Here is a 24969-nt window from a genome sequence, read left to right as displayed (position 1 = left end):
TTATATAGACGTTTTACACATTTCTTTTATTAATAAAATAAACAAAAAAACCATCTGTGGCTTTTCACCGCTCAGATGGTCCTCCGAATACTGATTGCATCATTTTATTTTTCACACCAGGAAAGCTCATAATAGAACCAACAGCTAACCTGCGCATCCAACCGGAACCAAGTAGCACATTGATTAATCGATATCTGTATCGATAAGCAAAATATCCAATTGAACCAATCATTAAAATGGATGTTAACATACGTGACATTCTCATCCCTCCTGTTGTTATTTTGTGATAATGGTTTACATATTATCCAAAATTCCCGTAAAAAAAGACTGACCCATTTGCAGTCAGCCTCTTATTGTCATTCTATATATTCTTAAATACTGGTTCCATTGTTTTCTTTAGAACATTAACTGAGTTTGTAAACTTTCCTTTTTCTTCCTCACTTAAGTCGAGCTCGACGATTTCTCTTATTCCGTTGCGATTCACAACAGCAGGAACCCCAATATAAATATCATTTTGTCCATATTCTCCATCAAGGTATGCAGATACTGTAAGAACAGAGTTTTCGTTTCGTAAGATTGCCTTGGTCAATCGAACTAAGCCCATGGCAATTCCATAATAAGTGGCACCCTTTCTTTCGATGATATGGTAGGCCGCATCACGAACATTTAGAAAGATTTGATTTAAATCATCCTGATTGAAACCTGCTTTATTTTTTGTCCATTCAGAAATAGAAGTACCAGCTATATCAGCGTGGCTCCAAACAGGAAGCTCAGTATCACCATGTTCACCAATAATATAAGCGTGAACATTTCGGGTATCTACATCGAAATAGTCACCAAGTAAGAAACGGAATCTTGCTGTATCAAGGATTGTACCTGAGCCAATAACGCGCTCTTTAGGAAGTCCTGAGAATTTCCAAACTGCATAGGTTAGAATGTCAACTGGGTTTGTAGCTACTACAAATATTCCATCAAACCCACTAGCCATAATTTGTTCAACAATTCCTTTAAATATTTTTGTGTTTTTTTCAACTAAGTCAAGTCGTGTTTCACCTGGTTTTTGGTTGGCCCCTGCAGTAATAACAACAAGATCTGCCTCACCACAATCCTTGTAATCACCATACCAAATTTTTGTACGAGATGGAGCGAATGGAAGTCCATGATTTAAGTCCATTGCATCTCCTTCTGCTTTTTCTTTATTTAAGTCAATTAGTACAAGTTCTTCAGTTATACCTTGATTTAATAGGGCAAATGCATAGCTAGAACCAACAAATCCTGTACCAATTAATGCTACTCTATTCACTCGATTTAACATGGTTCATTCCTCCTATAGGTAGTTTAAGGTGCGCTAATCACTTGTCATTTATATCTTACCTACAATTAGATTGTACACTATTTCACAATCTTTTATCGCTATAAATTCCACATGAAACCGTTATCTATTAGTCAATTTTGTTACAAGTGCGTTTGTTGTTTTTTTTAACTTGTTAATTGAATGACTAAAATTGCTAACATTGCAGAAAGGACACCTGAAAGAAAATTCACCATATCATTATCTACTAATGGAGAACCCTTTATTCTAGTTGTCTGTATATGACAATGTTCTTTTTTTTCAGTCTCAATCCCACACTTCTGACAAATATATACCAGTTGATAAAAAGCCCCTATAATCGTATCAATCACGTTACCGATAAAACCGAATAAAAAAATGAGGAAAGCTAATCCAAAGCTTAACGGAAAAAGCCAATAACTAAAAATAGAAATAAGAAGCGAGCCAGCTAGTGCTGCTGTGCTGCCTAACATACTTATTGCACCTGAAGTCCCCTTTCTCAATCCGCTTAAATGTACGTATGTAAATGGGATTCTTACGGCTAAGGCTTCCAATTTCAGATGCCCACGTATCTGAGTTCGCACTTGCGAGACAAACAGCAAACCCTATTAACCAAATCTGATTAGGATGATAATAATGAACAATACTAAAAAATCCGGCTGCTCCTCCATTAGCAAACACTTGCCGCCAATCCCTTGTTGCCCCTTTTGCCAATTTTTCTTCAATACTACTCTTTGCGGAGCTCTTATATTTTGACCATATGCTCGAAGAGGCAAAGAAGACACCAAGAAGGACCAATCCGTTTATTCCAAAACCCACATATACAGTAAGCCCAGTAATAATAGCTGCAAGTGCACCTGAGACAGTCAACGATTTAAGAGAATAACCTGCTAAACCTGTCAATAGAATACCTATAAAAACGATTAACGCTTCCATCATTTTATATGAATAACCTCATCATTTGTAATAATTTTTGATACAGGTAAATCATGCGATTCAACTTGGAATTCCTCAACTATTTGATTTTCAAAGGCAAGTGAAAGGGTTTTCCCTTTATAAGAGGTTAAATACCGATCATAATATCCCCCCCCAAAGCCCACGCGGTATCCTGTCCTCGTATATGCAAGGCCAGGAACAATTAAAAGATCGATATCGTCTGCTTCGACCTTAGCTGTTTGGTCTTCGATTGGTTCATAAAGCCCATAAAACACGGACTCAAGTTGTGAAAATTCCTTTAATGTTCGAAATACCAATCTCTTGTCCTTAGGGCTACACTTGGGTACCACCACTTGTTTGCCTTGTTCCCATGCTTTTCTAATAATTTGATATGTATCAACTTCAGGACACTTTGAAATAGTGATTCCAATGACATTTGCTTGTTTCCAGTCATGATCATCAAACAACCTGGTTGCTATTTTATAGGAGTAATCTTCATAGAGGGGTCTAGTTAGTTCTGAGAGAGAATCTTTTATTAATTTACGTAGTGAATGTTTATCATTCATTCAATCGAAACCTCCATACATAACTTTTGGACAACAAAAAAAGCAGCAGGAAGCCCTACTGCTTATTTTGTTTCACGGTGTGCTGTTGTACGCTTTTCTCTTGGGCAATATTTCTTAAGCTCAAGACGGTCTGGGTTGTTACGTTTATTTTTTGTTGAAATATAGTTACGGTCTCCACACTCAGTGCAAGCTAACGTAATATTTACACGCATGTCAATTTCCCTCCAAACGATTAAGCTAGTTCGTTCATACGACTTTTCTATAATATCATTTTTCAAAAGGAAATGCTAGTGTATATTTTTTATTAGAGCATCTTCCATAGCAATTAATTCATTTTTGTTCGATCCATTAATACTCCAAGTAACCATTTTGCCTGTTTCATGTGGTTGAATCGCCATTTTCAAAGCGAACACACTTGCAGCAGGCCCCTTAGCCATTGGCTGGTATTTTAAAGTTCCGGTTTGAAGAGAGCTCCAAATTTGGTCTGTATAGACATTCCAAAGAGGCATAGCTGTATATTCAGTTAACCCTATCCTTTGGTAATGAGCATTAACTAAATGAACCTGTTTATTGGTATGATGAAAGATGCGATTATCTAAGGGAGAAACAAAGGTTAAATTATCTTTCCCGACATTTGAAAAATGGTGCATAGCTAACACTTTAATCTCTTTCTCCTGATTCCCGTGATTACTTACGAAAATACTGGACATTCGGATTTTAGAATGTACTTGTTCCTGTTTTACTCTAATTGTCATCTCTTCATCATAAATGACTTTTTCCGTACAGTCTTGTAGCCAATAGTGCTTCCCGTTCACCCATACCCCAGGAATAAATTGTAATGATTCAAATGACTGTTGACGGTCGGAAGTCTGTTCAATATTGTTTTTTTCAATTAAATTCATCATCGCTTACACCTTATTTACGAATTATTTGCCTTTCCTGTCCTTCTTCCTCACTCTTATTAATGCGCTTATTTAACAATAGATCTTCCATTACTCTACTAGTTTCTGAGGCAATTCGTTTCCAACCATACAAGCTCTTTACGATTTGCCGTCCCTTTTCTCCAATTTCTTGTGCTTTCTTAGGGTTATTATGTAAAAAATTAATTTGCTCCATTAAGCTTCGTGCATCTCCTGGAACCGTCAATAACCCTGTTTGGAGGTGCTTAACTATTCCTTTCATGCCTCCAGTATTGGAAACAATCGTTGGTTTACCAAAAATCATTGTTTCCAATGCAACAATACCAAAAGGTTCATATAAACTTGGTATCACAGCCAATTCACTTTCCTTAATAAAGGCATTTCTTTGTTCATCTGTAATGTAGCCAATGAATTGGACATGGCTTTCTAATTGCTGGGCTGAAATATGCTGGCGATATGTCTCAAGCATTGGCCCCTTTCCAGCAATAATAAATCGATAATCTAATCCTTCATCTTTGGCTATTGCGGCTGCCTCAATGATGGTTTCGAAACCCTTTTCTTTTACGATTCTCCCTAAAGAAAATATATATTTTTTGTGTTTTAGTTCCGGAAAAATCTCATTTAAACCTTGTTTTGGTGCCACAAACTCAATCCCATTTGGAATAACCGCTATATTCACAAATGTCTCTTTAAATATAGAAAGGAGTTCATCCTTCATGTATTCACTGCAAACAATAATATGATCAGATTCAGAAATTAACTGTAGTTCCTTCTCATGTATAAATTGCTGCATTTCATTATAAATCCCATTATTTCTCCCATGCTCAGTCGCATGTATGGTTGTTAATAATGGGGCACTAAGGGTTTCCTTTAAAACAATGGCTGATGCCCCCACAAGCCAATCATGTGCATGTAGTAAATCAAATGTAATCTCTTCTGATAATCTTTCAGCCTCAAAGGCCATAGCTAAATTTAAGCCGCCTATCCAGGAAAAAAAATGCTCATCACGATTATTAATGGGTTGAACTCGATGAACATGCACACCATTCATGGTTTCAAACCCAGGTAGTTGGTCCGTTCCAGCAGTTAATACATGAACTTCATGACCAAGTGCTGCCAATTCAGCCGTTAAACCAGCTACATGCCTCGAAAGTCCGCCAACAATATTCGGTGGATACTCCCAGCACAGCATTAAGATTTTTAATTGCCAATTATTTGCGGGCTTATTAGCCTCATCTTGTTGAGAAAATGCCTTATTCATTTTTCTCCTCCAAGTTGTTTGTTGTTTCAACATAATAACTATACGTACTTACATGTTCCGTCCACTTTGGCGGTTTCTCTTCATATTCTTGAACCTTCATGTAAAGGTCAGAGTTCCCTTCATACCCACTTGCTATCTGGGAATTAGGGGTTTGAATGCAATTAGACCGAAGAAGAGGGAAAAAATTTTGATTTGAAAAATAAGTTCCTAATTCTGCAACATAATTCCTATTGGCTATTAGACCTTTTATTATCCAGTGCCCACTTTGATAAGAAGCGGGAATTTCATAAACATGGTGTGCATTTTTCCCATTAAACGTAATTTCTGTTACATCATATACACGGATAACCGTGACGAGCTCCTCAAACCTTTTCTTGAAAAATAGTTCAATTATTTTCTTCGGTATTTCGGAAACTTCCCAGAAAAGAATCATTTTTCGAGGGGAAACAAGTTTTGCCTTCAATTCACCCTTAAGAGGAATTTGATCAGGTGCAATTTGGCTATTAGCGGACTTCTTACCAGTGGTTTTTTGGACATTTGAATTTATTTCATCCGTGTTATCTATCCATTTATTCCATCTATACTGAACTTTACCAACCGTTGTATTAAGCACTAAGGCAATTCTTCGAAACGATAGCCCGTCCCCTCGTAATTTAATTATTTCCTCAATCATGTTTTGTCCTCCATTTCTGCAAACAATCATTATATGCATATAAATCCATATTATTCTTATAATTTAATGGTATCATCAGATTAATAGGCACACAATAAACGCAATTTGTCGTATCTTGCTTCCTTTTCGACAAAACCCTACTTTGTGAATAAAAAAAAGACGAAGCACTCATCATCTGCTTCATCTTTGATACATACATATTTTGTTAGGCGTTCAAATCAATTCGTTTTCCCGTTACTAAATAGATAACATTCTCAGCAATGTTTGTGGAATGGTCAGCTATTCTTTCAATAAATCTACACACGAATGCTAATTGGATAATTTGGTTTGTAGAATTAGGATTTTTAGGTATATAACCTAAAAGTTCCTGAATTAGGCTTCCAAACATTTTATCTACTTGATCATCTCTTTCAGCACATCTTTTAGCAAGAGTAATATCCTCAGAATAAAATGCTTTGATAGAATCAGACACCATATCTAAAGCCATTTCCATCATATTTGGAATATCAACCATTTCTTTTATATGTTTTTCATTCCCGATATGAACCGCAGATTTAGCAATATTCACAGCCATATCAGCCATCCGCTCTACCTCTGATGATACTTTTAGGGCAACATTGATTTGCCTTAAATCAGTTGCTACAGGTGATTCTCTTGCAATTAACAATAATGCTTTATCATTGATCTCATGTTCTAAATCATTAATTTCATTGTCCCCCTCGATCACAAGCTTGGCCTTTTCCAAGTCTTGGTTTATCAAGGCAATCATCGCTTCCTTAATGGCAAACTCAGCTTTTTTAGCCATTTGTAAAAGCATTTCCTTTAACTGATTTAAATTATTATCAAAATTCGACCTTGTACTCAATCTAGTCACCTCATCATCCGAATCTTCCTGTAATATAGCCTTCAGTTTGTGAACTTTTAGGATTTGAAAAAATTGCAGAAGTGGAATCTAATTCGATTAATTCCCCCATTAAGAAGAAAGCTGTTTTATCTGAAACCCGTGCGGCTTGCTGCATGTTATGGGTAACAATAACAATCGTATATTTTTCCTTTAACTCTAGAATTAATTCCTCTATCTTCAAAGTAGAAATAGGATCGAGTGCAGAGGTTGGCTCATCCATTAGCAAAACCTCAGGTTTAGTTGCAAGTGCCCTTGCTATACATAACCTTTGCTGTTGCCCACCTGAGAGTCCTAAAGCAGGTGCATGTAAACGATCCTTTACTTCATCCCATAGTGCCACATCCATTAAAGATTTTGTGACAACTTCGTCTAAATGAACCTTTTTCTTAATTCCATGAATTCTTGGACCGTAGGCAATATTATCATAAATCGATTGTGGAAATGGATTACCCTTTTGAAATACCATGCCCACATGCTTACGCAGTTCAACAAGATCCATTTTCTCATCTAATATATTTTGTCCATCATAATTAATTTCACCGGTCATTTTTACATTGGGGACCATATTGATCATCAAATTTAGAGTTTTAATGAATGTTGATTTCCCACAACCAGATGGACCGATAATAGCTGTAACCTCTTTTTTATTAATAGGAAAATTGATATTCTTTAAGGCATGATGCTCTCCATACCATAAATTAAGGTCTTTCACGTTAAAAACTTCTCTAGTTAATGCTGGAATTGCCACAACGCTTCCTCCTTATCCAAACCTACCAGAAATATATTCTTCGGTCTTTTTAACAGATGGATTTGTAAAGATTGTTTCCGTGTTGTCATATTCAACCAAATCACCGTTTAAAAAGAAGGCAGTTTTGTCTGAAATACGAGATGCTTGCTGCATATTATGGGTGACAATAATAATTGAATAATCCTTCTTTAAATCAACAATCAAATCTTCAACCTTAGCATTAGAAATTGGATCTAATGCCGAAGAGGGTTCATCTAGGAGCATAACAGTGGGTTTCATTGCAATTGTCCTTGCGATACAAAGACGTTGCTGCTGCCCTCCTGAAAGTGAGAGTGCTGATTTATGAAGGCGATCCTTTACTTCATCCCATAGTGCTGCTTTTTGAAGGCTCTCCTCGACAATTTCATCCAGCTCTTTTTTCTTCCTGACCCCTGCAAATTTTAGTGCATGGGTAATATTTTCGTATATCGATTTAGGAAAAGGGTTTGGCTTTTGAAAAACCATTCCGATTTCTTTACGTAAAGCTACAACATTTACGTCGTCAGACAAAATATTAATATCTTCATAAAGGATCTCACCCTCTGCCCTTGCTCCCGGAATTAAGTCATTCATCCGATTAATACTTCTCAGAAAGGTTGATTTACCACATCCTGAAGGACCAATAAGTGCTGTTACTCCATTTTTTTCAATGTCCAATGATATTCCATTAACTGCACGCTTTTCCCCGTAGAATATCTCTAGATTCTTGACCTTTAAAACAAGTTCTTTTTGTATTTTACTGTTCGACTGAACAGCTTGTTCAGTTGATTTATCTTCCATGTTAGCAGTAACCATCATAACTCCCCTGCCTTTATTTAGTTGCTGTGATTTTCTTATGAATCAAACTTCCAATCCACCGGGCTAATAAGTTAAAAATTAGTACGGATATAACTAGAACAGCTGCAGACCCATTAGAAACTTCTTCAACATCTGGAATTAACCCTTGTGTGTTTACTGACCATATATGAACAGCCAGTGTTTCCGCAGGACGGAAAATATTTAATGGCGATTGGGGTGAAAATGGATTCCAATTTGCATAATCTAACCTTGGTGTGGAGAGACCTGCAGTAAATAATAGTGCTGCCGCTTCACCAAACACACGTCCTGAAGCAAGTATTGCCCCTGTTAAAATGGATGGGAATGCACTTGGTAATAAAACTGTTTTAATTGTATGCCAATGAGTAATACCTAGGGCTAGACTCGCTTCTTTTAAATCGCGTGGTACTGAGCGAAGCGCATCCTCACTAACCCTTACTATTACAGGTAAATTAAATACTGTTAGTGCAAGTGCTCCACCTAAAATAGTGTAGCCCCACCCAGTTACATTAACAAACATTAATAAACCAAACATTCCGATGACGATAGATGGAAGAGATGCCAATACCTCGATACAAGAACGAATAATATCTGTCACTTTTCCGGGCTTCGCATATTCAGCCATATAGATACCACCGCCCACTCCTAGCGGAACGGCAATTAACATTGTAATAACTAATATATAAAAGGAATTAAAAAGTTGATCTCTTATACCACCGCCAGCACGCACGTTGCTAGATGGGGTTGTTAAAAAATCTAAGGAAATATGCTTAAGACCATTAACCAAAATATAATAAAATAGGCCGACTAAAATAGATACAATTATGATTGCAATGGCAATAAACACTCCAGTTGCAATACGATCCGCTGTTTTGCTGTTCATTACATTTTCCTCCTAGAAGATAAATAGCGAATAAGGAGAATAAACGCAAACGACATGACTAATAAGATTAATCCCATTGACCAAAGAGTGTTATTTTCAACACTTCCATATGTTGTATGGCCCATGTTAAGAGTAATAATTGTCGTTAAGGTTGCTGAAGCATCTAAAATGCTTGATGGTAAATCCCGAACATTACCGATAACCATTTGTACCGCCAAAGCTTCTCCAAATGCCCTTGCCATCCCAAGAACAACTGCTGTTAATAGAGTAGGTAGTGCTGCAGGAATTAATACTTTACGAATGGTCTGCCAACGAGTTGCTCCTAAGGCATATGAACCTTCACGAAGATTCTTAGGCAATGAACTCATTGCATCTGTAGCAATTGTTGTTATTGTTGGCAAAATCATGATAGAAAGCACGATTGTCCCTGATAGTAAACTAAAACCAAGTCCACCTACATTTTCTCTAATAAAAGGAACTAACACTGTAAGCCCGATGAAACCATAAACAACAGACGGAATTCCGACCAATAGCTCAATTACAGGCTGTAATATTTTCCTTCCCCAAGATGGTGCTATTTCAGTCATAAAGATGGCACCACCAATTCCTAATGGAGCTGCAACAAGCGCCGCAAGGAAAGTTACCGCAAAAGATCCAAAGATAAACGGTAAAGCACCATATTCTGGATTAGCTTTATTTGTAGGATTCCAATGCGTACTGGTTATGAACTCAATGAGACTTACACCATTATTAATAAATGATTGTAAACCTTTTGTACCAAGAAAAATGGTGATTGAAATGGTAGCCGAAATCATTATTACAGCACACAATATTACAAGAACCCTACCACGTAGTTCTCCATTCATTAAACTCTTTTTAGATTTCAATAATCTTTCACTTGCAGGAATTGTTTTTTCCATATAAATCCAAACACCCCTATGAATACGTCATAAGAGGGTAAATGCATCCTGCATTTACCCTTTACTTTTAAAAGATTTACTGCTTATAGGTTTTTCTGATTTCCTTCTGCATCACGTTCAACCTTCATTTTTGTAACAGGAAGGTATCCTTGTTCTTTTAACAGATTGTTTTGAATATCATCTGACATTAAATAGTCAAGGAACGCTTTTGCAAGGCCATCAGGCTCACCTTTCGTATATGAATGCTCATATGCCCAAACTGGGAATTTACCTGATTGAACGTTCTCATCAGTAGGTTCTACTCCGTCGATTGAAAGTGGAGTAACTTTATCATCTGTGAAATAAGAGAATGCAAGATAACCAACTGCTCCATCTGTTTCATTGATAATTTTCTTAACTGTGTTTGATGAGTCTTCAGTAATTCCTTCTGCAGGTGTTGCACCATCTAAACCAAATTTATTAAACACTGCACGAGTACCTGATGAATCCGGACGGTTTACTAATACGATTTTTTGATCCTTACCGCCAACTTCTTTCCAGTTCGTCACTTTTCCAGTAAAAACTTTAATTAAATCTTCTTTTGAAATATCTTTAATACCTACTTTAGGGTTAACCGCAGCAGTAATTCCAACAACAGCTACTTTATGGTCAACAAGCTGATCAGCAGGAATTCCTTCTTTTTCTTCAGCAAAAACGTCTGAGTTTCCGATTTGTACAGATCCTTCAGCCACTTGTGATAAGCCTGTACCAGAACCTCCAGCATTTACTTGAATGTCAACATTAGGATTGTCTGCCATAAACTCTTCTGCTGCAGCTGCAACTAATGGCTGCATTGCAGATGAACCTGAAATAACTAATGAACCAGAAAGCTCTTTCTTTTCTTCAGTAGTCTTGCCGGCACCTTCATTCTTATCTTTAGAAGCTCCGCCTCCACATGCAGCCATAAATACCATTAACGCTGCAAGTAATGTAAGTAAGCTTAATTTTTTCAAATTTTTCATTTCTTTGATCCCCCTAAGAGTTTTGTAGGTTATAATGTTTTGTCTCCCTTACATTCCTAATAATAAACCTCTACTGTAAACTGTGTTTTAATGGAGTGTAAAGGTTTTGTAAATTTATATTGTTGTTTTGTAAATCACACGACAAATTTCTTTTGCACTTCCCTTTCTCCAATTCTAGTATGCAAGATTATGTTGCACAAATTTAAGAATTAATATAAAAAAAACTGCCTCCGAAATTGGAGACAGTTTTTTATGGTTATTGACCAGATTGTTGGTTGTTTAGATTTGTATCAGAAGTACTTTCAGTTTGCTGTTGTTCAGTTGCTGAAGAATCTCCCGTACTACCACGGGTCTTCTTTAACTCAAAGTAAGCATCCAATACTTTTCGGCCAATTAAGTTATTCACACTCGGCCCACTATTTCCTTGGTATGCCCATGGTACCATAACAGCCAAAGCTACTTCAGGATTGTCTGATGGTGCAAAGCTAACAAGACTTAAGTTCATGACTGGTGTACCATATTTAGATTTATCAGACCCGTAATAAAAAGCCTGTGCCGTTCCTGTTTTACCGGCTGGGTGGTACGGAGAACTTCTAAAGTAGCTTGTAGCTGTCCCGTCGCCCTCCTGCATAACCATGCGGAACCCTTCTTGTACTCGCTTGATCCATTCTTCTTTCATATCCACACGATTTAATACCTTAGGTTGCATTTCTTCAATAATAGGACCTAATTCATTAATTTCCATTATTGGCTCGCGTATTTCCTTAACGATATGTGGCTGCACACGATAACCGCCGTTAGCAATCGTAGAAACATACTGCGCAAGCTGAATCGGTGTATAGGTATCATATTGACCAATGGCAAAGTCAAGAAGCAAACCTGGTTTCTTTTCTGAACCTGGAAAACCACTCGCTTCGTTTGGCAGGTCAATCCCCGTCCGGGTACCAAGTCCAAATTGACTAAAGGATTGTCTCATAGTATTAAAAGTCTTTTCTGTATCTAAAATTAATGGTCCGTTAGGGACATAACGTCCATGGGCCATCTCAATAACGGTTTTCCACATATAGACGTTAGAAGAGACTTGAAGTGCTCTTAGGTCATTAATTCTTCCAAAAGTCTTCCAAGATTTTTTCACCTGTGTTCCTTTAATAACTAACGGTTCATCCAATTGAGTGTCTCCAGGACTTATCGCTCCCGTTTTATAACCCGTTAGGATGGTTGCCCCTTTAACAGCGGACCCGACGTTATAGGAGGACGTAATATTTCCTCCAGCAAAGTCTTTCATAACAGTCTTACCATCTTTGTCTTTACCAATTTGCTTACCTGCTAGAGACAAAATTTCTCCTGTTTTAGGATTCATGACTACTACAAAAGCACGATCCAATAATGCAGTATTTGGCTTTCTCTTCGCATCCCACATCTCATCTTCAATAATTTTTTCTACCTGCTTCTGTAAATCCATATCAATGGTTAAAACAAGGTCTTTACCCCTTTTACCTTCAGAAACAACTTCAGTAGAAAGAACTTTTCCAGATTTATCTGTTACATTTTTCACTTTAGCTTTTTGACCATGAAGGACATCCTCATACTTTAATTCAATATAACTTTGTCCCACGCGATCATTCCTGCTATAGTCTCGAGCAAGATATTTACTTAACTGTTCTTTTGGTATCCCTGCTTCAGAGGATGAAACATTACCTAAAATGGACCCTAATGTATCACCAAACGGATAAGTTCGGTCCCAGTCAGTGGTTGTATCAACACCTGGTAGATTTTCTAAATTTTCACTAACAATCGCAAATTCTTCAGGTTTTACATTTTTATTTTTTACAATTTGTGGTGTTAGTGCATAACCGCTATTGAATTTCCTATAAATTGCCAGAACCTGCATTGCCTCGTTATCTTTTTCAAGATTCTCAAGATCTTTAGTATCAATTCTGTCAATTTGCATTTGATAGATTTCTTTATCTGTTAATTTTTTTTGTTTATATTTATCCCATTCTTTTTTAGTAATTAAATCCTTTGCTTTTTCAGGATACTTCATAATCCAAAAATCTTTTTTATCTCTTACTGGTATTTTTTTTGTGTCCATTTCAATAAATTTTGCCAACTTTTCTGCTGTTTTCACCATTTCTTCTTGCGTAGTACTTTGATTCTTCGTATAAGTAATAGCATTTAAAGGGGAATTATCAACAATTACTTTCCCATTTCGATCATACATTTTCCCTCTTGGGACAGGGTTATTTACGGTGATATCCTCTGTACGTTCTATTTCCCGTTTAAAATCATCACCAAATACAATTTGTAATTCACCCAAGCGGAGGACGAGAACGGAAAACAAAACAAAGACCACAAAAAATAACATATTTAAACGGAACGGTACATGCGTCTTCTTTTTTTTCATTTTATTCAAGGTTCTTACACACTTCCTTTTTCCAAGGCTAAACTCAACATCCTCTATTTTATAAGAAAATGAGCTTTTTTTCTATGAATAACCCTTACCAATTTTGCGTTTTTCGACATTTTCTATCGAATCCTCTTCAAAATGGAAAATGAGGCTGATTTGCCAGCCTCATTACGCTACAGGTAATTGAACCCTTTTTATAAACAAATAAATCAAAGAATGACCTGCACCTAATATTAACAATAATACAGGAATACTTTTATCCTCATTAAACCATGTGACTGCGGCAATAAAGGCAAGGATAGAAACGATTCGACCTAAGTTTAAAAAGATTTCTCTTACTACGATATACTCGATTCTCATTTCTGCAGCTTTCCACCCGTTTCCTATTACATCATAGGTAGTTGACATATACGGAACAAGCAAGAGTGGATAAGCCAAGGCAATCATGGCTGCATAAATTAACAATTTTACGAAATTTACATCCCAGACAATGATTAAGACTGCGGCATATAGGATTAGACCACCAATTAGAATTGCTTTTTTCCGATTGTTCTTTTTAATTAAGCGGGATGCAAGGTAATACGCAACAAAGGAAATGCCCGAGTTAATCAAACCAAATGTACCTAGAGCCATTTCACTTCCAGTTGAAATATAAACAAACACGGAGATAACAAATAAAAACGTCCCTTCTCTAAGTCCCTGAAAAAAATGGGCATTGGTAACGAGACGCCAATTTTCATTTAGTTTTCTTTCTTCCAAAATACGTCTAAAACAATATCTTCCTGCAGCAGGTCTTGGCTTTAAAGAAAAACTGATGAACACAGCAAGTGCAAATAAAGCTAAGGATAATCCAAAAACAAACGTATATCCGGTGAATTTTTCAAATCTAGTGATGATGAATCCAGCAGCTAATGGACCAATCATTCCCCCTGCTGAACTTAGGATTCCTAAAAATCCGTTAAAAAAATCTCTGGTTTCTGGTTCTGTAATTTCAAAGGTTAAAACATTGTAGGCTAGCCAATAAAAACCATATCCTATTCCAAGGAGACTGCCCAAAAGCAATAAAAAGGAGGAAGCCTTTGTCCCAGTAATTAGTACCATTAGATAAAAGACCGCCAAGAAAATCACACCGATTCTAAGTACAATAACCCTGTCGATTTTCTTTGCCCACCGTCCTGCTAAAATAAACGTTAACAGCTGTAGGACGACAATCGAAAGATTATAAAGTGCAAGATCTGAATAACTTCCTGTTTGTTTCCATAGATATATATTCACAAATGTATTGGAAAGAGCAACACTTAATGAATATAACCCCCCAATAACTAACAAAAGTGTTAAATCTTTTGTTAATTCTACATCACCTAAAATTTTTGATTTTTTCACCATTAAAACTCCCCTTTATCTTAAGGGTAGTCTTTAACAAGTGAGTGGTTTCTATTCAAATTTTTCGGGTTTCGGAACAAACAAAAAGACAGCTGCTAAAAAAAACAGCTGTCTTTTTCTCATTACGGTATTACTTTGCTTCGTTGTAACGTTTAGAAACTTCATCCCAGTTTACAACGTTCCAGAACGCACCAATATAGTCTGGGCGTTTGTTTTGATATTTTAAGTAGTAAGCATGCTCCCATACATCTAGACCAAGAATAGGAGTTTTACCTTCCATTAATGGAGAATCTTGATTTGGAGTGCTTGTTAATTCTAGTTCGCCGTTTGACACTGATAACCATGCCCAACCAGAACCGAAACGAGTAGTTGCAGCCTTTGCAAACTCTTCTTTGAAGCTTTCGAAGCTTCCAAATTTGCTGTTAATTGCATCTGCTAATTCACCAGTTGGTGCACCGCCACCATTTGGTGAAAGGATTTGCCAGAATAAAGAGTGGTTTGCATGTCCACCACCATTGTTACGTACAGCTGTACGTACTGCTTCTGGAACCGCATCTAAGTTTGCAATTACTTCTTCAACAGATTTAGAAAGTAGTTCTTCGTTGCCTTGTAATGCAGCGTTAAGATTTGTTACATAAGTGTTGTGATGTCTAGTGTGGTGAATATTCATAGTTTCCTTATCAATGTGTGGTTCAAGTGCATCTTCTGCATAAGGTAATTGTGGTAATTCAAAAGCCATGAAAAATTCCTCCTATGTATTCATATTATTTTTTGGCCAAAGTCAATCAAAAAATCCAACGATTTTTCGAATTTTCTTAAGCTTCGTAGCTTAAGATTACCAAAGATGGTAAAGAGTTTCAAATATAATGCTTATACTAACATAGATACAATACCCTGTTAAAAAATTTTTATTCATACTCTATCATTTTTCGAAAAAGTGTCATAATTTTTCCACCCCTTATTCTGTTAAGCTGTAAGGTATAGGGAGTGAATATGATGGAAAATTATATGGTTTCAATATATAGTTTAATGGTTCAATTTTTTCAAAAAAAAGAACCAATCCAAAAGATTAAATCTGGTTCGGTCCTGTTTCAAGAGAAAGATTCAGTAGAGTATGTTTACTTATTACTTAAAGGAAGTATTGCACTAGGGAGAGTCCATTTAAAAGGAAAAGAGTTTATTTTAAAAGTATTGAATAACCAAGAGCTAATTGTTGAGTATCAGTTGTTTAAAGCAAATCCCCATTATCAATTTTATGCGAAAACATTAACTGATTGTGAAATGCTGCTTGTCAAAAGGGAGCATTTTGAAGAATTTGTCCTAACTGACCCAGAAGCAATGAATGCTCTCGTTTACTGGCTAAGCACCGGTTATCTTAAAGCACAGATGAAATGCCAGGACTTAATAATGAATGGTAAAAAAGGAGGCCTGTATTCCATTTTGATCCGTTTGTGTAGTTCATATGGTGTGAAGACAGATGATGGGATCCTGATTGACCTTCCTCTAACACATCAGGAGCTAGCTAACTTAACCTTTGGAACACGAGAGGTAATCCAACGTTCTTTAAAAGAGCTTAGAGAAAAGGATATCATTTCATATGATAATCAAAAAATCACTGTTAAAAAGATAAGTTGCTTAAAGCAAGAAGTAGATTGCCAAAATTGTTCCTTCGAAATTTGCGGTTTAAATTAAAAAAGCCACCGAGGTGGCTTTTTTAATTTAAAACAACAATTAGAAAGTATCCAATCATTATTGCTTGAATGATGGTTTTTGTTACGACACTGCTTATAAAGCCTATTACAGAACCGAATCCAATTTTTATACTATCCGTAAAGTTTCTTTTATTGAAGATTAACTCTGCCCCTATTGCGCCAATAAATGGCCCAAGTAAAATACCCAACACCGGGATTAAAAATGGTCCAAGGATAAGTCCTATGGTACTTCCCCAAATACCAGCTTTGGAACCCCCATATTTTTTTATGCCAATCATATTTGCGATATAATCTGCCACAAACAATAATATGACAAACAATCCTTGAATTACCCAGAATAACCAATGAAAAGGTTCGAAACTAAAAAAAACGCCATATAGTAGAAAACCTGCAATCAAAAATATGACGCTTGGAATGATGGGGTATACCAATCCAACAAAAGCTACAATAAATAAAATGGCTATTAATGCCCAATACACTATTTCCATCTTTTCAGTCCTTTCTTTAGTAATTCTTACGAATGAGAATCAAAATGGTTTCATTAGTCATTCTTGTATATAAGGGATACAAAAGATACAATAGAATGGAATCTGTATAAAGGTGGTCACTATGAATATTTTTAAACAATTTTATAAAAGTATCTACTCCCCAAAAGATATTTCCTTATTTCGTTTCCAAGGGATCGGAAAAACTATTCTTTATGTTTTCTTTCTAACATTGATCTCTGTTCTACCTGCCGTCATTTATTTTAGTACTGCATTAACCACTGGAATCGATACAGCTGAGACGATTTTGAAGAATGAATCGCCAGACTTTACGATAAAAAATGGACAACTATCCGCAAAAACCGATGTACCTGTTGTAATTAATCGTGAGAACTTCACGATAATCATTGATCCAACTGGCACTATGACTGAAACCGATGTGGAGAGCGAAGGAAATGCTTTTGCCTTACTAAAGGATGAATTCGTCCTTACTGCAGGAGGACGTACTGACACATCACCCTATTCCATGTTTGACGGTCTAACAAAAGATAAAATGCTTAAATATATCGATACAATAGCTGGAGTAAAGGGTGTTATAATACCTGTGGTTTCTCTTTTTATTTACCTCTTCTCTAGTGCAGCCAGCTTTATTGAAGTGTCCGTTTTAGCATTAATAGGTCTAATGTTAAAGAACCTATTAGGAAGGAAGCTAAATTATCGTCAATTATGGAGAATGGCTGCATACAGTGAAACGTTGCCTACGCTATTTTTTACGATTATGGCAGCCATTAAAACCACTGTACCGAACAGTGCTCTAATTAATTGGTTTGTTGTCATCATCGTTTTATACTTAGCTATTAAGGAAGTTCCAAGACCAAAAACAATAAAAAAAGATGTACCTTAAGATGCATCTTTTATTTAGGCTGTCGAAAAACTTTCGATAGCCTTTATTTCATATGAATCCTTTAACGATTCACCGCATTAATTACACGTAATACTATTATTATAAAGAGCTTCCAATAAGTATGTTGATTTCCGCTCCAGGCGGCTTCGCTCCAATCAACAGTGCGTATTCAATTAAAACCTTCCATTCAACTAATAATTAATAAAAATAAGTCCCTGCTAGCATGGACAATCTTATAATAATAAATCAGTATTTTAGGTCGGATAAAATGAAAAATTGCCCAGATACAATCTTTCTCGACAATCTGGAAAATATACACTTTAAAGTGCACTTTTTTATTCAGTTCTTTTTTTAGTAGGACAAGCATAGGTATGTACAAACTCTCTATCCTGGAGGCTTGTCCGATGAAAAAACTTTTCGGTTTGTTATTATCTGTTTTAATTATATATGTTATATATTTTGATTTAACTGTTGGCACACTACCCACTTCAGCTCCTCAACATGTAGATGCACAGGTGGAGGATATCACTAAAGAAAAGAATAATAAACCTAAAACAGATATCCCTGCATTTGAAGCAAAGGTAAAACCTGGCGATACAGTTATTTCAATCGTTGAAAATGAGTTAGATAAATCTCTACCTGTTTCAATAACCAAGCTTATTGAAGATTTTAAGAAGCTCAATCCAGGAAAAGCTCCTGAGAAAATTCAGATTGGCTCCACCTACGTTTTTCCAGATTACTCAAAAAAATGAGGATAATCGCTTCTTCTTGTCAAGAATAGTGGTAGACTGATAAAATAAAGTCGAATTGATTTTAGACCCTTATTCGAATTCCAATTTTAAAGGAGCGAATTCCACGTGAGTGAAATTATACATCGCACAAAAACCCGGCCAGTTAAAGTGGGCAATTTAACAATTGGCGGGAATAATGAATTAATTATCCAAAGTATGACTACAACAAAGACTCATGATGTTGAAGCAACTGTTGCAGAGATTAAACGTCTTGAGGAAGCAGGTTGTCAAATTGTTCGTGTGGCATGTCCAGATGAGCGAGCTGCAAATGCTATTGCAGAAATCAAAAAACGAATTAATATTCCTCTTGTAGTAGATATTCATTTTGATTATAAATTAGCTCTTAAAGCCATTGAAGGCGGAGCAGACAAAATCAGAATTAATCCTGGAAACATCGGAAAACGTGAAAAAGTAGAAGCTGTTGTTAAGGCTGCTAAAGAACGTGGAATCCCTATTCGAATCGGAGTAAACGCTGGTTCACTCGAGAAAAAGATTCTTGAAAAGTACGGTTATCCGACTGCAGATGGAATGGTTGAGAGTGCCCTTCATCATATTAAAATTCTTGAGGATTTAGATTTCCACGACATCATAGTTTCCATGAAAGCATCAGATGTTAATTTGGCGATTGAAGCTTATGAAAAAGCTGCACGTGCTTTTGACTATCCATTACATTTAGGAATTACAGAATCCGGTACACTATTCTCTGGAACTGTAAAGAGTGCTGCAGGGTTAGGCGCTATCATTAGTAAAGGAATCGGTAACACCCTTCGTATTTCTTTAAGTGCAGACCCGGTTGAAGAAGTGAAGGTAGCGAGAGAATTATTGAAGGTTTTCGGTCTTTCTTCTAATGCAGCCACATTAATTTCATGTCCTACTTGTGGTCGAATCGAAATTGACCTTATCAGTATTGCAAATGAAGTCGAAGAATATATCCAAAACATCAAAGCACCTATTAAGGTTTCCGTTTTAGGATGTGCTGTGAATGGTCCTGGTGAAGCTCGTGAAGCTGATATAGGAATCGCAGGTGCTCGCGGTGAAGGTTTACTTTTTAGAAAAGGTGAAATCGTCCGTAAAGTTCCCGAGGCCCAAATGGTCGAAGAATTGAAAAAGGAAATTGACCAAGTTGCGGCAGAATATTTCCGTAAAAAAGCTGAGGAAGAGAAAGTTAGTAAATAATAGTAAGAAACCCGGTATCTGCTACCGGGTTTCTTTTTGCTCCTAGGCTGTTCATGTTAAAAGAACGGAAGAATAAACATACCAAGAATGATCGAGATGGCACCAATACCTATTGCCCAGGCACCTAGAGCCTCAGCACCTCTTCTTCTAGCAACAAATCCTAACACAATACCGGCAGCACCAAAAAGAATTGGCATGACAAACAGGGACAAAATAGAAAGGGCAATTGCAAGGGTACCTATTCCGGTCCCTCCCTCTGCTCTCTCCCTATCCCCTGTACGCACATCTCTTGGAACTACAGGTACTGGGGCTGCTATTTCAGCTGCTGTTTCTTCCCTGTATCCATGAGAGTGGATTGGAACTGATGCACCAATTTCAGGAACAGGATCGTCTTTTTTCAATGAGTAGCGAGTTTTGATAGGCTCGGCAACTTCTGATGCTACTTCTTCCCTAAATTCAGATGGCGAATTGGGGATATCCTCGCCTATAATTGAACTACGAAGGGCTTCCTGCACTCTTGTGTCTCTTTCGTCTGCCATCCTAATCCCTCACTTTCAGTAATAGGAGCATTTATTATTGTTAGCTTCCTTCAAATTTTTAATATGTTAATGTTTAACTCCATTAGTTTTTTATTTCATTTACCGAAAAAATTTACTTATAAATAAATACTTTATTGTTAAGCTGTCTTTGGTAAAATAAAGATAGTCTATTGCAATTTGAAGGTGAGCCTAATGAGAAGAAGATTTGGAATTGACATCGATGGAACAGTAACTTGCCCTAAATCAATACTGCCATTTATCAACAAAGCATTTGGAATGGAAATCATGTATGAAGATGTGAATCAATATGACTTGACGCCATTTGTTAATGTATCGGAGAAAGAATTTGCACAATGGTTTGCCAAGAATGAACCACTTATCTATAAAGAATCTCCCCTTGCAACAGGTGCAAAAAAAGTCCTTAACAAGTGGAAAAATAAACATGAACTGTACTTTATTAGTGCTAGGGGCTCCCATTTACTTGAAGTCACTGAGAATTGGTTTTTTGACCAAGGATTAATCTTTGACCATATAGAATTAATTGGTTCCCACGATAAAGTGGAAACAGTAAAAAAGCATAAAGTGGAAATCTTCTTCGAGGATAAACATGATAATGCGATAATGATTCATGAAGAATGTAAGATACCGGTTATTTTATTTGATACCCCGTACAATCAAGATCCTATTCCAAATGGGGTTATACGGGTAAATAACTGGTTTGAAGCAAATGATTGGGTGGAAGAATGGTTAAGACAGCAAGGGGTCAATCCTCAAATGACCAGTTCCCATTTATAGGATAATAAAAACAGCTTGTGCTCCCACAAGCTGTTTTTTCTCTAATTTAGACATTCCGGACATCGTCCATATATTTCAAATTTATGCCCTGAGACGTCGTAGCCTTTCAAATTTTCACTTAGACCATTCATAGGACAAGTTTCAATTTTCTTGGTTTTACCACAGTCTAAACAAATAAAATGGTGATGATGGTGGCTGCTTGAACAGGTGAAACGGAAATGTTTTTCCCCCGACAACTCTGTCATTTCTAAAATCCCCATATTAACAAATAAGGATAAGTTGCGATATATCGTATCAAAGCTTAGACCTGGATAATCATCCTTTAACTCGTCGAGGACATCCTTAGCAGTTAAATATTTATCGCTATCAGCAAACAATTGAAGCATATCTTCTCTTTTTCCTGTTTGCTTAAAACCATTTTCCTTTAGGTATTGGATTGCTTCGTTTACGTTCATTTAGCACCACCTCCAAATGCACCAGTTAATTTTTTGTAGAAAATAGAACATACAAGAATTAGAACAGAAAGCATAACAATTGTCCCACCTGGAGCCAAATCTAAATAGTAAGCAATAAAAAGGCCGCCCAATACTGCTAATTCACCAAAAAGAACGGATAAGAAAATAGTTTGTTTAAATCCCTTTGCGATTCGAATACTTGCTGCAACTGGCAACGTCATTAAAGAGGATACCAGTAGAATTCCAACAATTCTCATAGAAGCTGCAATAACCAAAGCAACCATAACAATAAAGATGAAATGAATACTTTTAGCAGCAATCCCTGATGCTTTCGCATGCTCTTCATCAAAAGACAGTAAAAACAACTCTTTATATAAGAAAATAATAACCAGAATAACCAAAATACTTATGATAAGAATAACCCATAGGTCTGTACGACTTACAGCAGAAACACTTCCAAACAAATAACTGAACAAGTCTGTATTAAATCCATTTGCAAGTGAAATAAAGATAACTCCCAGTCCAATTCCGCTTGATAAAATAATAGGAATGGCAAGTTCCTGATAGTGTTTATATACCCCTCTTAGTTTTTCAATAAATAATGATCCACCTACTGAAAAAACCATACCTAAATATAGAGGGTTTAAGCCTGCCATGATGGCAAATTGCTTTTCGATAAATAAACTCGCTGCAATGCCCGCAAGTGTTACATGGCTAAGTGCATCAGCAATTAAAGATAATCTTCTCACAACGATAAAAACACCGAGCAATGGAGCCAGTATCCCGATCATAATTCCAGTTAAGAAGGCATTTTGTAAAAATTCATAATGAAAAATTCCTTGTATCATTTTCTGGCGCCTCCGTGTTCATGGTGATGGGCGAGTAAATGAACGTCATGGCCATAAAATTCAGACATTCCTTCCCCTCTCAACTCTTCAAATTCTTTTGTTTCACCATGAAAATGTAAATGTTTATTTAAGCAAGCAACATGGGTGACCTTATCCGAAATAGTGCCAATATCGTGTGTAACCAACAGCAAAGTAATCGCACGATTTTTATTTAAATCACCGAGCATTTGATAGAAGGAATTTACATTTTCAGCATCCACTCCTACCGTTGGTTCGTCAAGAATCAGCAATTTGGGCTCACTGACTAATGCTCGGGCAATAAACACTCTTTGCTGCTGACCCCCAGAGAGTTCTCCAATATTTCTGTTACTGAATTCTCTCATCCCTACTGCTTCTAATGCTTCAAATACCTTCAACGAATGTTCCTTTTTAAAGAATGTAAACAAACCGAGCTTTTTTGTTAGCCCGCTCGCCACTACTTCAAAAACGGTTGCAGGGAAACCTGTATTAAAGGAATTAGCCTTTTGTGACACATAACCGATCTTCTGCCAATCTTTAAATTTTGAGATTTCCTGACCAAAAATAGTGATCTCGCCTTTTTGGGGCTTTAATAACCCTAATATCAATTTTAGCAATGTTGATTTACCGGACCCATTCGGGCCCACAATAGCTAAAAATGAACCGTCAGGAATGGACATGTTAATATCCTCTAAGACTGTATCCTTTTCATATCGATAAAATAAATGTTGAATATCAATTATTGATTGCATGATTTGCACTCTCACTTTTTAATTATATGCTCTGTTAAACTTGCCTGTTGATTTCCGCTCCAGGCGCGAGCGGTTCGTGGGCGTTTCGGCGAGCCTCCTCGGCGCTTGCGCCTGCGGGGTCTCTCCTGAACCGTACTCCCACAGGAGTCTTCGCGCCTTCCACTCCAATCAACAGGGTATAAAAATCAAAAATGTTCATTAACACAGCCTAATTATAAGAATCATTCCGATTTAACTTAGTGTAGTATACAATACGATATTCCGAATGTAAAGCATACAGCAACAAGGCTGGTGCCATCCACTTTTTAAATCCTTTGTCACACTCCCCTTTGTTTTTCATACATTAGCATGGAGGAGTGATGAGGGTGAAAATATTTGAAAACATCATTAATCATAAGATCAACACGATTACTGCTGAAGAGTTAGTCAAATATGCCAATCAATTTAATATCAAAGTAAACCAGCAACAGGCTAGGAAGATTGCAGAATACTTACGTGGTAAAAATATAAACATTTTTGATGATACACAACGAAGTAAATTAGTAAAAGAAATTGCGAGGGCAGCAGGTCCGGAAACAGCTCGAGAAGTCAATAAATTATTAATGCAGTTTACTAAGCAATAGACTTGCCTGTTGATTTCCACTCCAGACGCTTCGCTTTCCGCGGGCGGGGAGCCTCCTCGTCGCTTCGCTCCTGCGGGGTTTCCCCTGACACGCTTTTCCCGCAGGAGTCTCGCGCCTTCCGTTCCAATCAACATGGTAAAAAATCAAAAAAGCTGTGCTCACTTGCACAGCTTTTTCCTTATGATTGCATGATTACATCTAATAGATTCTCATTAAATGTTTGATTGCGCAGCATCTCAATTTCATGTTTATACGGTGCTTTTTTATTGTTCTTATCTTCTCCAACAAAAGGAGTTTCAAGAATCTTAGGAACATCCTTCAATTGGGGATGGTGAACAATATAATTGAGGGCCTTAAAGCCAATATGACCAAAGCCAATATTTTCATGGCGGTCCTTCCTCATACCAAGTGCATTTTTACTATCATTGATATGAAGTACCTTAAGCTTTTCCAGGCCAATAATTTTATCAAATTCATTTAAGACACCATCAAAGTCCTCCACAATGTTATAGCCGGCATCATGAGTATGGCATGTATCGAAACAGACGGATAATTTATCACTATAATTAACCCCATCCATAATCATTGCAATTTCTTCAAAAGATTTCCCACACTCAGATCCTTTTCCAGCCATGGTCTCTAACGCAATTTGCAGTTGTTCCTTACCAGTCAGAACCTCATTTAATCCTTCAATAATCTTCTTAATTCCTGCCTCTGTCCCTGCGCTCACATGGGCACCAGGATGAAGGACAATTTGTTTTGCTCCAAGCGCTTCTGTTCTTTCTATTTCACTGCGGAGGAATCTTACACCTAACTCAAAGGTGTCTGGATTTGTGGTATTCCCAATATTAATGATATAAGGAGCATGGACAATAATTTCCGAGATTCCATTCTCCTCCATATGCTTTCTTCCTGCTTCAATGTTCAGGTCTTCTATTTTCTTTCTTCTCGTATTTTGTGGAGCACCTGTATAGATCATAAACGTATTTGCACCATAAGATACTGCTTCTTTACTTGCTGCAAGCAGCATATCTTTTCCGCTCATTGACACGTGTGACCCGATCTTCAACATCTCGTTCCTCTC

At 36.8% G+C, this 24969-nt stretch carries 30 protein-coding genes; 6 read left to right on the top strand and 24 right to left on the bottom strand.

Going from position 1 to position 24969, the window contains the following annotated elements; translation table 11 throughout:
• Positions 1-64 precede the first annotated feature (64 nt).
• The 18 genes from AA0X95_RS10960 to AA0X95_RS10875 form a co-directional block, all read right to left on the bottom strand.
• Entirely contained in the window at positions 65-259 is a 195-nt protein-coding gene (locus tag AA0X95_RS10960) for a hypothetical protein (RefSeq protein ID WP_413308781.1), read from the bottom strand.
• Positions 260-361: 102 nt separating this feature from the next.
• The gene (locus AA0X95_RS10955) at positions 362-1315 is read right to left on the bottom strand and encodes an L-lactate dehydrogenase (RefSeq protein ID WP_413308779.1); all 954 of its coding nucleotides are present in this window, start codon (positions 1313-1315) and stop codon (positions 362-364) included.
• A gap of 164 nt (positions 1316-1479) precedes the next feature.
• Positions 1480-1803 carry a DUF92 domain-containing protein gene (locus AA0X95_RS10950; RefSeq protein ID WP_413308777.1) on the bottom strand — a complete coding sequence of 108 codons (324 nt, stop codon included), beginning with the start codon at positions 1801-1803 and terminating at the stop codon, positions 1480-1482.
• Positions 1751-2269: a DUF92 domain-containing protein gene (locus AA0X95_RS10945; protein ID WP_413308775.1), complete on the bottom strand. Its 519-nt coding sequence runs from the start codon at positions 2267-2269 to the stop codon at positions 1751-1753. Before AA0X95_RS10945 ends, AA0X95_RS10950 begins: the two co-directional genes overlap by 53 nt.
• On the bottom strand, positions 2266-2832 hold the full coding sequence (locus tag AA0X95_RS10940; RefSeq protein ID WP_413308773.1) for a 5-formyltetrahydrofolate cyclo-ligase: 567 nt from the start codon (positions 2830-2832) through the stop codon (positions 2266-2268). The genes AA0X95_RS10945 and AA0X95_RS10940 overlap by 4 nt, the downstream gene beginning before the upstream one ends.
• 62 nt (positions 2833-2894) lie before the next feature.
• On the bottom strand, positions 2895-3044 hold the full coding sequence (rpmG, locus tag AA0X95_RS10935) for a 50S ribosomal protein L33 (protein ID WP_015594975.1): 150 nt from the start codon (positions 3042-3044) through the stop codon (positions 2895-2897).
• A gap of 75 nt (positions 3045-3119) precedes the next feature.
• Entirely contained in the window at positions 3120-3737 is a 618-nt protein-coding gene (locus AA0X95_RS10930) for a hypothetical protein (protein ID WP_413308770.1), read from the bottom strand.
• A 10-nt stretch (positions 3738-3747) separates the two neighbouring features.
• Complete coding sequence (locus AA0X95_RS10925) at positions 3748-5013, bottom strand: glycosyltransferase family 4 protein (RefSeq protein WP_413308768.1); 1266 nt, start codon at positions 5011-5013, stop codon at positions 3748-3750.
• Positions 5006-5686 (bottom strand): DUF4912 domain-containing protein, encoded by a 681-nt coding sequence (locus AA0X95_RS10920; protein WP_413308766.1) that lies wholly within the window; start codon positions 5684-5686, stop codon positions 5006-5008. The genes AA0X95_RS10925 and AA0X95_RS10920 overlap by 8 nt, the downstream gene beginning before the upstream one ends.
• 205 nt (positions 5687-5891) lie before the next feature.
• The gene (gene phoU, locus AA0X95_RS10915) at positions 5892-6560 is read right to left on the bottom strand and encodes a phosphate signaling complex protein PhoU (protein ID WP_413308764.1); all 669 of its coding nucleotides are present in this window, start codon (positions 6558-6560) and stop codon (positions 5892-5894) included.
• 4 nt (positions 6561-6564) lie between these two features.
• Positions 6565-7338, bottom strand: coding sequence for a phosphate ABC transporter ATP-binding protein PstB (gene pstB, locus AA0X95_RS10910; RefSeq protein WP_413308762.1), 774 nt, complete (start codon positions 7336-7338; stop codon positions 6565-6567).
• A gap of 12 nt (positions 7339-7350) precedes the next feature.
• Positions 7351-8157, bottom strand: a complete 807-nt coding sequence (gene pstB, locus AA0X95_RS10905) for a phosphate ABC transporter ATP-binding protein PstB (RefSeq protein WP_413309951.1) — start codon at positions 8155-8157, stop codon at positions 7351-7353.
• A 31-nt stretch (positions 8158-8188) separates the two neighbouring features.
• A complete protein-coding gene (pstA, locus tag AA0X95_RS10900; protein WP_413308760.1) occupies positions 8189-9076 on the bottom strand; it encodes a phosphate ABC transporter permease PstA in 888 nt (295 codons plus the stop codon).
• Positions 9076-9996: a phosphate ABC transporter permease subunit PstC gene (gene pstC / locus AA0X95_RS10895; RefSeq protein WP_413308758.1), complete on the bottom strand. Its 921-nt coding sequence runs from the start codon at positions 9994-9996 to the stop codon at positions 9076-9078. The genes pstA and pstC overlap by 1 nt, the downstream gene beginning before the upstream one ends.
• An 83-nt stretch (positions 9997-10079) precedes the next feature.
• Positions 10080-10997 (bottom strand): phosphate ABC transporter substrate-binding protein, encoded by a 918-nt coding sequence (locus AA0X95_RS10890; RefSeq protein WP_413308756.1) that lies wholly within the window; start codon positions 10995-10997, stop codon positions 10080-10082.
• A gap of 256 nt (positions 10998-11253) precedes the next feature.
• Complete coding sequence (locus AA0X95_RS10885; protein ID WP_413309948.1) at positions 11254-13401, bottom strand: peptidoglycan D,D-transpeptidase FtsI family protein; 2148 nt, start codon at positions 13399-13401, stop codon at positions 11254-11256.
• 171 nt (positions 13402-13572) lie between these two features.
• Positions 13573-14790 (bottom strand): MFS transporter, encoded by a 1218-nt coding sequence (locus AA0X95_RS10880; protein WP_413308754.1) that lies wholly within the window; start codon positions 14788-14790, stop codon positions 13573-13575.
• Positions 14791-14917: 127 nt separating this feature from the next.
• Positions 14918-15526 carry a superoxide dismutase gene (locus tag AA0X95_RS10875; protein WP_413308752.1) on the bottom strand — a complete coding sequence of 203 codons (609 nt, stop codon included), beginning with the start codon at positions 15524-15526 and terminating at the stop codon, positions 14918-14920.
• A 254-nt stretch (positions 15527-15780) separates the two neighbouring features.
• Between AA0X95_RS10875 and AA0X95_RS10870 the strand changes: the two genes are divergently transcribed.
• Positions 15781-16479 carry a Crp/Fnr family transcriptional regulator gene (locus AA0X95_RS10870; RefSeq protein ID WP_413308750.1) on the top strand — a complete coding sequence of 233 codons (699 nt, stop codon included), beginning with the start codon at positions 15781-15783 and terminating at the stop codon, positions 16477-16479.
• 22 nt (positions 16480-16501) lie between these two features.
• On the opposite strand, the gene AA0X95_RS10865 is transcribed toward AA0X95_RS10870, so the two are convergent.
• On the bottom strand, positions 16502-16987 hold the full coding sequence (locus AA0X95_RS10865) for a DUF456 domain-containing protein (protein ID WP_413308749.1): 486 nt from the start codon (positions 16985-16987) through the stop codon (positions 16502-16504).
• Positions 16988-17108: 121 nt separating this feature from the next.
• Between AA0X95_RS10865 and AA0X95_RS10860 the strand changes: the two genes are divergently transcribed.
• The 3 genes from AA0X95_RS10860 (at position 17109) to ispG (ending at position 19855) form a co-directional block, all read left to right on the top strand.
• Positions 17109-17888: a DUF1189 domain-containing protein gene (locus tag AA0X95_RS10860; protein ID WP_413308747.1), complete on the top strand. Its 780-nt coding sequence runs from the start codon at positions 17109-17111 to the stop codon at positions 17886-17888.
• 404 nt (positions 17889-18292) lie between these two features.
• Positions 18293-18640 (top strand): LysM peptidoglycan-binding domain-containing protein, encoded by a 348-nt coding sequence (locus AA0X95_RS10855; protein ID WP_413308745.1) that lies wholly within the window; start codon positions 18293-18295, stop codon positions 18638-18640.
• A 114-nt stretch (positions 18641-18754) separates the two neighbouring features.
• Entirely contained in the window at positions 18755-19855 is a 1101-nt protein-coding gene (gene ispG / locus AA0X95_RS10850) for a flavodoxin-dependent (E)-4-hydroxy-3-methylbut-2-enyl-diphosphate synthase (protein WP_413309945.1), read from the top strand.
• A gap of 56 nt (positions 19856-19911) precedes the next feature.
• Here the strand turns inward: ispG and AA0X95_RS10845 are convergent, their stop codons facing one another.
• Positions 19912-20394 carry a hypothetical protein gene (locus tag AA0X95_RS10845; protein WP_413308743.1) on the bottom strand — a complete coding sequence of 161 codons (483 nt, stop codon included), beginning with the start codon at positions 20392-20394 and terminating at the stop codon, positions 19912-19914.
• A gap of 192 nt (positions 20395-20586) precedes the next feature.
• Here AA0X95_RS10845 and AA0X95_RS10840 point away from each other — a divergent pair, with 192 nt between their 5' ends.
• Entirely contained in the window at positions 20587-21189 is a 603-nt protein-coding gene (locus AA0X95_RS10840; RefSeq protein ID WP_413308741.1) for a 5' nucleotidase, NT5C type, read from the top strand.
• Positions 21190-21230: 41 nt separating this feature from the next.
• Here AA0X95_RS10840 and AA0X95_RS10835 read toward each other — a convergent pair whose 3' ends face one another.
• The 3 genes from AA0X95_RS10835 to AA0X95_RS10825 are packed head-to-tail and all read right to left on the bottom strand — an operon-like array spanning position 21231 to position 23262.
• A complete protein-coding gene (locus AA0X95_RS10835) occupies positions 21231-21644 on the bottom strand; it encodes a Fur family transcriptional regulator (RefSeq protein WP_413308739.1) in 414 nt (137 codons plus the stop codon).
• The gene (locus AA0X95_RS10830) at positions 21641-22492 is read right to left on the bottom strand and encodes a metal ABC transporter permease (protein ID WP_413308736.1); all 852 of its coding nucleotides are present in this window, start codon (positions 22490-22492) and stop codon (positions 21641-21643) included. Before AA0X95_RS10830 ends, AA0X95_RS10835 begins: the two co-directional genes overlap by 4 nt.
• Positions 22489-23262, bottom strand: coding sequence for a metal ABC transporter ATP-binding protein (locus AA0X95_RS10825; protein WP_413308734.1), 774 nt, complete (start codon positions 23260-23262; stop codon positions 22489-22491). The genes AA0X95_RS10830 and AA0X95_RS10825 overlap by 4 nt, the downstream gene beginning before the upstream one ends.
• Positions 23263-23627: 365 nt before the next feature.
• On the opposite strand from AA0X95_RS10825, the gene AA0X95_RS10820 reads away from it, so the two are divergent.
• On the top strand, positions 23628-23885 hold the full coding sequence (locus tag AA0X95_RS10820) for a DUF2624 domain-containing protein (protein WP_413308732.1): 258 nt from the start codon (positions 23628-23630) through the stop codon (positions 23883-23885).
• Positions 23886-24063: 178 nt separating this feature from the next.
• Here the strand turns inward: AA0X95_RS10820 and AA0X95_RS10815 are convergent, their stop codons facing one another.
• Complete coding sequence (locus tag AA0X95_RS10815) at positions 24064-24957, bottom strand: deoxyribonuclease IV (RefSeq protein ID WP_413308730.1); 894 nt, start codon at positions 24955-24957, stop codon at positions 24064-24066.
• Between the last annotated feature and the right edge of the window lie 12 nt (positions 24958-24969).

The sequence above is a fragment of the Neobacillus phoenicis genome (assembly GCF_047302305.1).
Lineage (GTDB): Bacteria > Bacillota > Bacilli > Bacillales > Cytobacillaceae > Neobacillus.
Note: the sequence above shows the minus strand (reverse complement) of the source record. Positions and strands in the feature narration are given on the sequence as shown.

Excerpts from the sequence above, each read along its gene's own strand:
- AA0X95_RS10960 (WP_413308781.1), bottom strand. The coding sequence starts at position 259 with ATGTCACGTATGTTAACATCCATTTTAATGATTGGTTCAATTGGATAT.
- AA0X95_RS10955 (WP_413308779.1), bottom strand. The coding sequence starts at position 1,315 with ATGTTAAATCGAGTGAATAGAGTAGCATTAATTGGTACAGGATTTGTT.
- AA0X95_RS10950 (WP_413308777.1), bottom strand. The coding sequence starts at position 1,803 with ATGTTAGGCAGCACAGCAGCACTAGCTGGCTCGCTTCTTATTTCTATT.
- AA0X95_RS10945 (WP_413308775.1), bottom strand. The coding sequence starts at position 2,269 with ATGATGGAAGCGTTAATCGTTTTTATAGGTATTCTATTGACAGGTTTA.
- AA0X95_RS10940 (WP_413308773.1), bottom strand. The coding sequence starts at position 2,832 with ATGAATGATAAACATTCACTACGTAAATTAATAAAAGATTCTCTCTCA.
- rpmG (WP_015594975.1), bottom strand. The coding sequence starts at position 3,044 with ATGCGTGTAAATATTACGTTAGCTTGCACTGAGTGTGGAGACCGTAAC.
- AA0X95_RS10930 (WP_413308770.1), bottom strand. The coding sequence starts at position 3,737 with ATGATGAATTTAATTGAAAAAAACAATATTGAACAGACTTCCGACCGT.
- AA0X95_RS10925 (WP_413308768.1), bottom strand. The coding sequence starts at position 5,013 with ATGAATAAGGCATTTTCTCAACAAGATGAGGCTAATAAGCCCGCAAAT.
- AA0X95_RS10920 (WP_413308766.1), bottom strand. The coding sequence starts at position 5,686 with ATGATTGAGGAAATAATTAAATTACGAGGGGACGGGCTATCGTTTCGA.
- pstB (WP_413309951.1), bottom strand. The coding sequence starts at position 8,157 with ATGGAAGATAAATCAACTGAACAAGCTGTTCAGTCGAACAGTAAAATA.
- pstA (WP_413308760.1), bottom strand. The coding sequence starts at position 9,076 with ATGAACAGCAAAACAGCGGATCGTATTGCAACTGGAGTGTTTATTGCC.
- pstC (WP_413308758.1), bottom strand. The coding sequence starts at position 9,996 with ATGGAAAAAACAATTCCTGCAAGTGAAAGATTATTGAAATCTAAAAAG.
- AA0X95_RS10890 (WP_413308756.1), bottom strand. The coding sequence starts at position 10,997 with ATGAAAAATTTGAAAAAATTAAGCTTACTTACATTACTTGCAGCGTTA.
- AA0X95_RS10885 (WP_413309948.1), bottom strand. The coding sequence starts at position 13,401 with ATGAAAAAAAAGAAGACGCATGTACCGTTCCGTTTAAATATGTTATTT.
- AA0X95_RS10880 (WP_413308754.1), bottom strand. The coding sequence starts at position 14,790 with ATGGTGAAAAAATCAAAAATTTTAGGTGATGTAGAATTAACAAAAGAT.
- AA0X95_RS10875 (WP_413308752.1), bottom strand. The coding sequence starts at position 15,526 with ATGGCTTTTGAATTACCACAATTACCTTATGCAGAAGATGCACTTGAA.
- AA0X95_RS10870 (WP_413308750.1), top strand. The coding sequence starts at position 15,781 with ATGATGGAAAATTATATGGTTTCAATATATAGTTTAATGGTTCAATTT.
- AA0X95_RS10865 (WP_413308749.1), bottom strand. The coding sequence starts at position 16,987 with ATGGAAATAGTGTATTGGGCATTAATAGCCATTTTATTTATTGTAGCT.
- AA0X95_RS10860 (WP_413308747.1), top strand. The coding sequence starts at position 17,109 with ATGAATATTTTTAAACAATTTTATAAAAGTATCTACTCCCCAAAAGAT.
- AA0X95_RS10855 (WP_413308745.1), top strand. The coding sequence starts at position 18,293 with ATGAAAAAACTTTTCGGTTTGTTATTATCTGTTTTAATTATATATGTT.
- AA0X95_RS10845 (WP_413308743.1), bottom strand. The coding sequence starts at position 20,394 with ATGGCAGACGAAAGAGACACAAGAGTGCAGGAAGCCCTTCGTAGTTCA.
- AA0X95_RS10840 (WP_413308741.1), top strand. The coding sequence starts at position 20,587 with ATGAGAAGAAGATTTGGAATTGACATCGATGGAACAGTAACTTGCCCT.
- AA0X95_RS10835 (WP_413308739.1), bottom strand. The coding sequence starts at position 21,644 with ATGAACGTAAACGAAGCAATCCAATACCTAAAGGAAAATGGTTTTAAG.
- AA0X95_RS10830 (WP_413308736.1), bottom strand. The coding sequence starts at position 22,492 with ATGATACAAGGAATTTTTCATTATGAATTTTTACAAAATGCCTTCTTA.
- AA0X95_RS10825 (WP_413308734.1), bottom strand. The coding sequence starts at position 23,262 with ATGCAATCAATAATTGATATTCAACATTTATTTTATCGATATGAAAAG.
- AA0X95_RS10815 (WP_413308730.1), bottom strand. The coding sequence starts at position 24,957 with ATGTTGAAGATCGGGTCACACGTGTCAATGAGCGGAAAAGATATGCTG.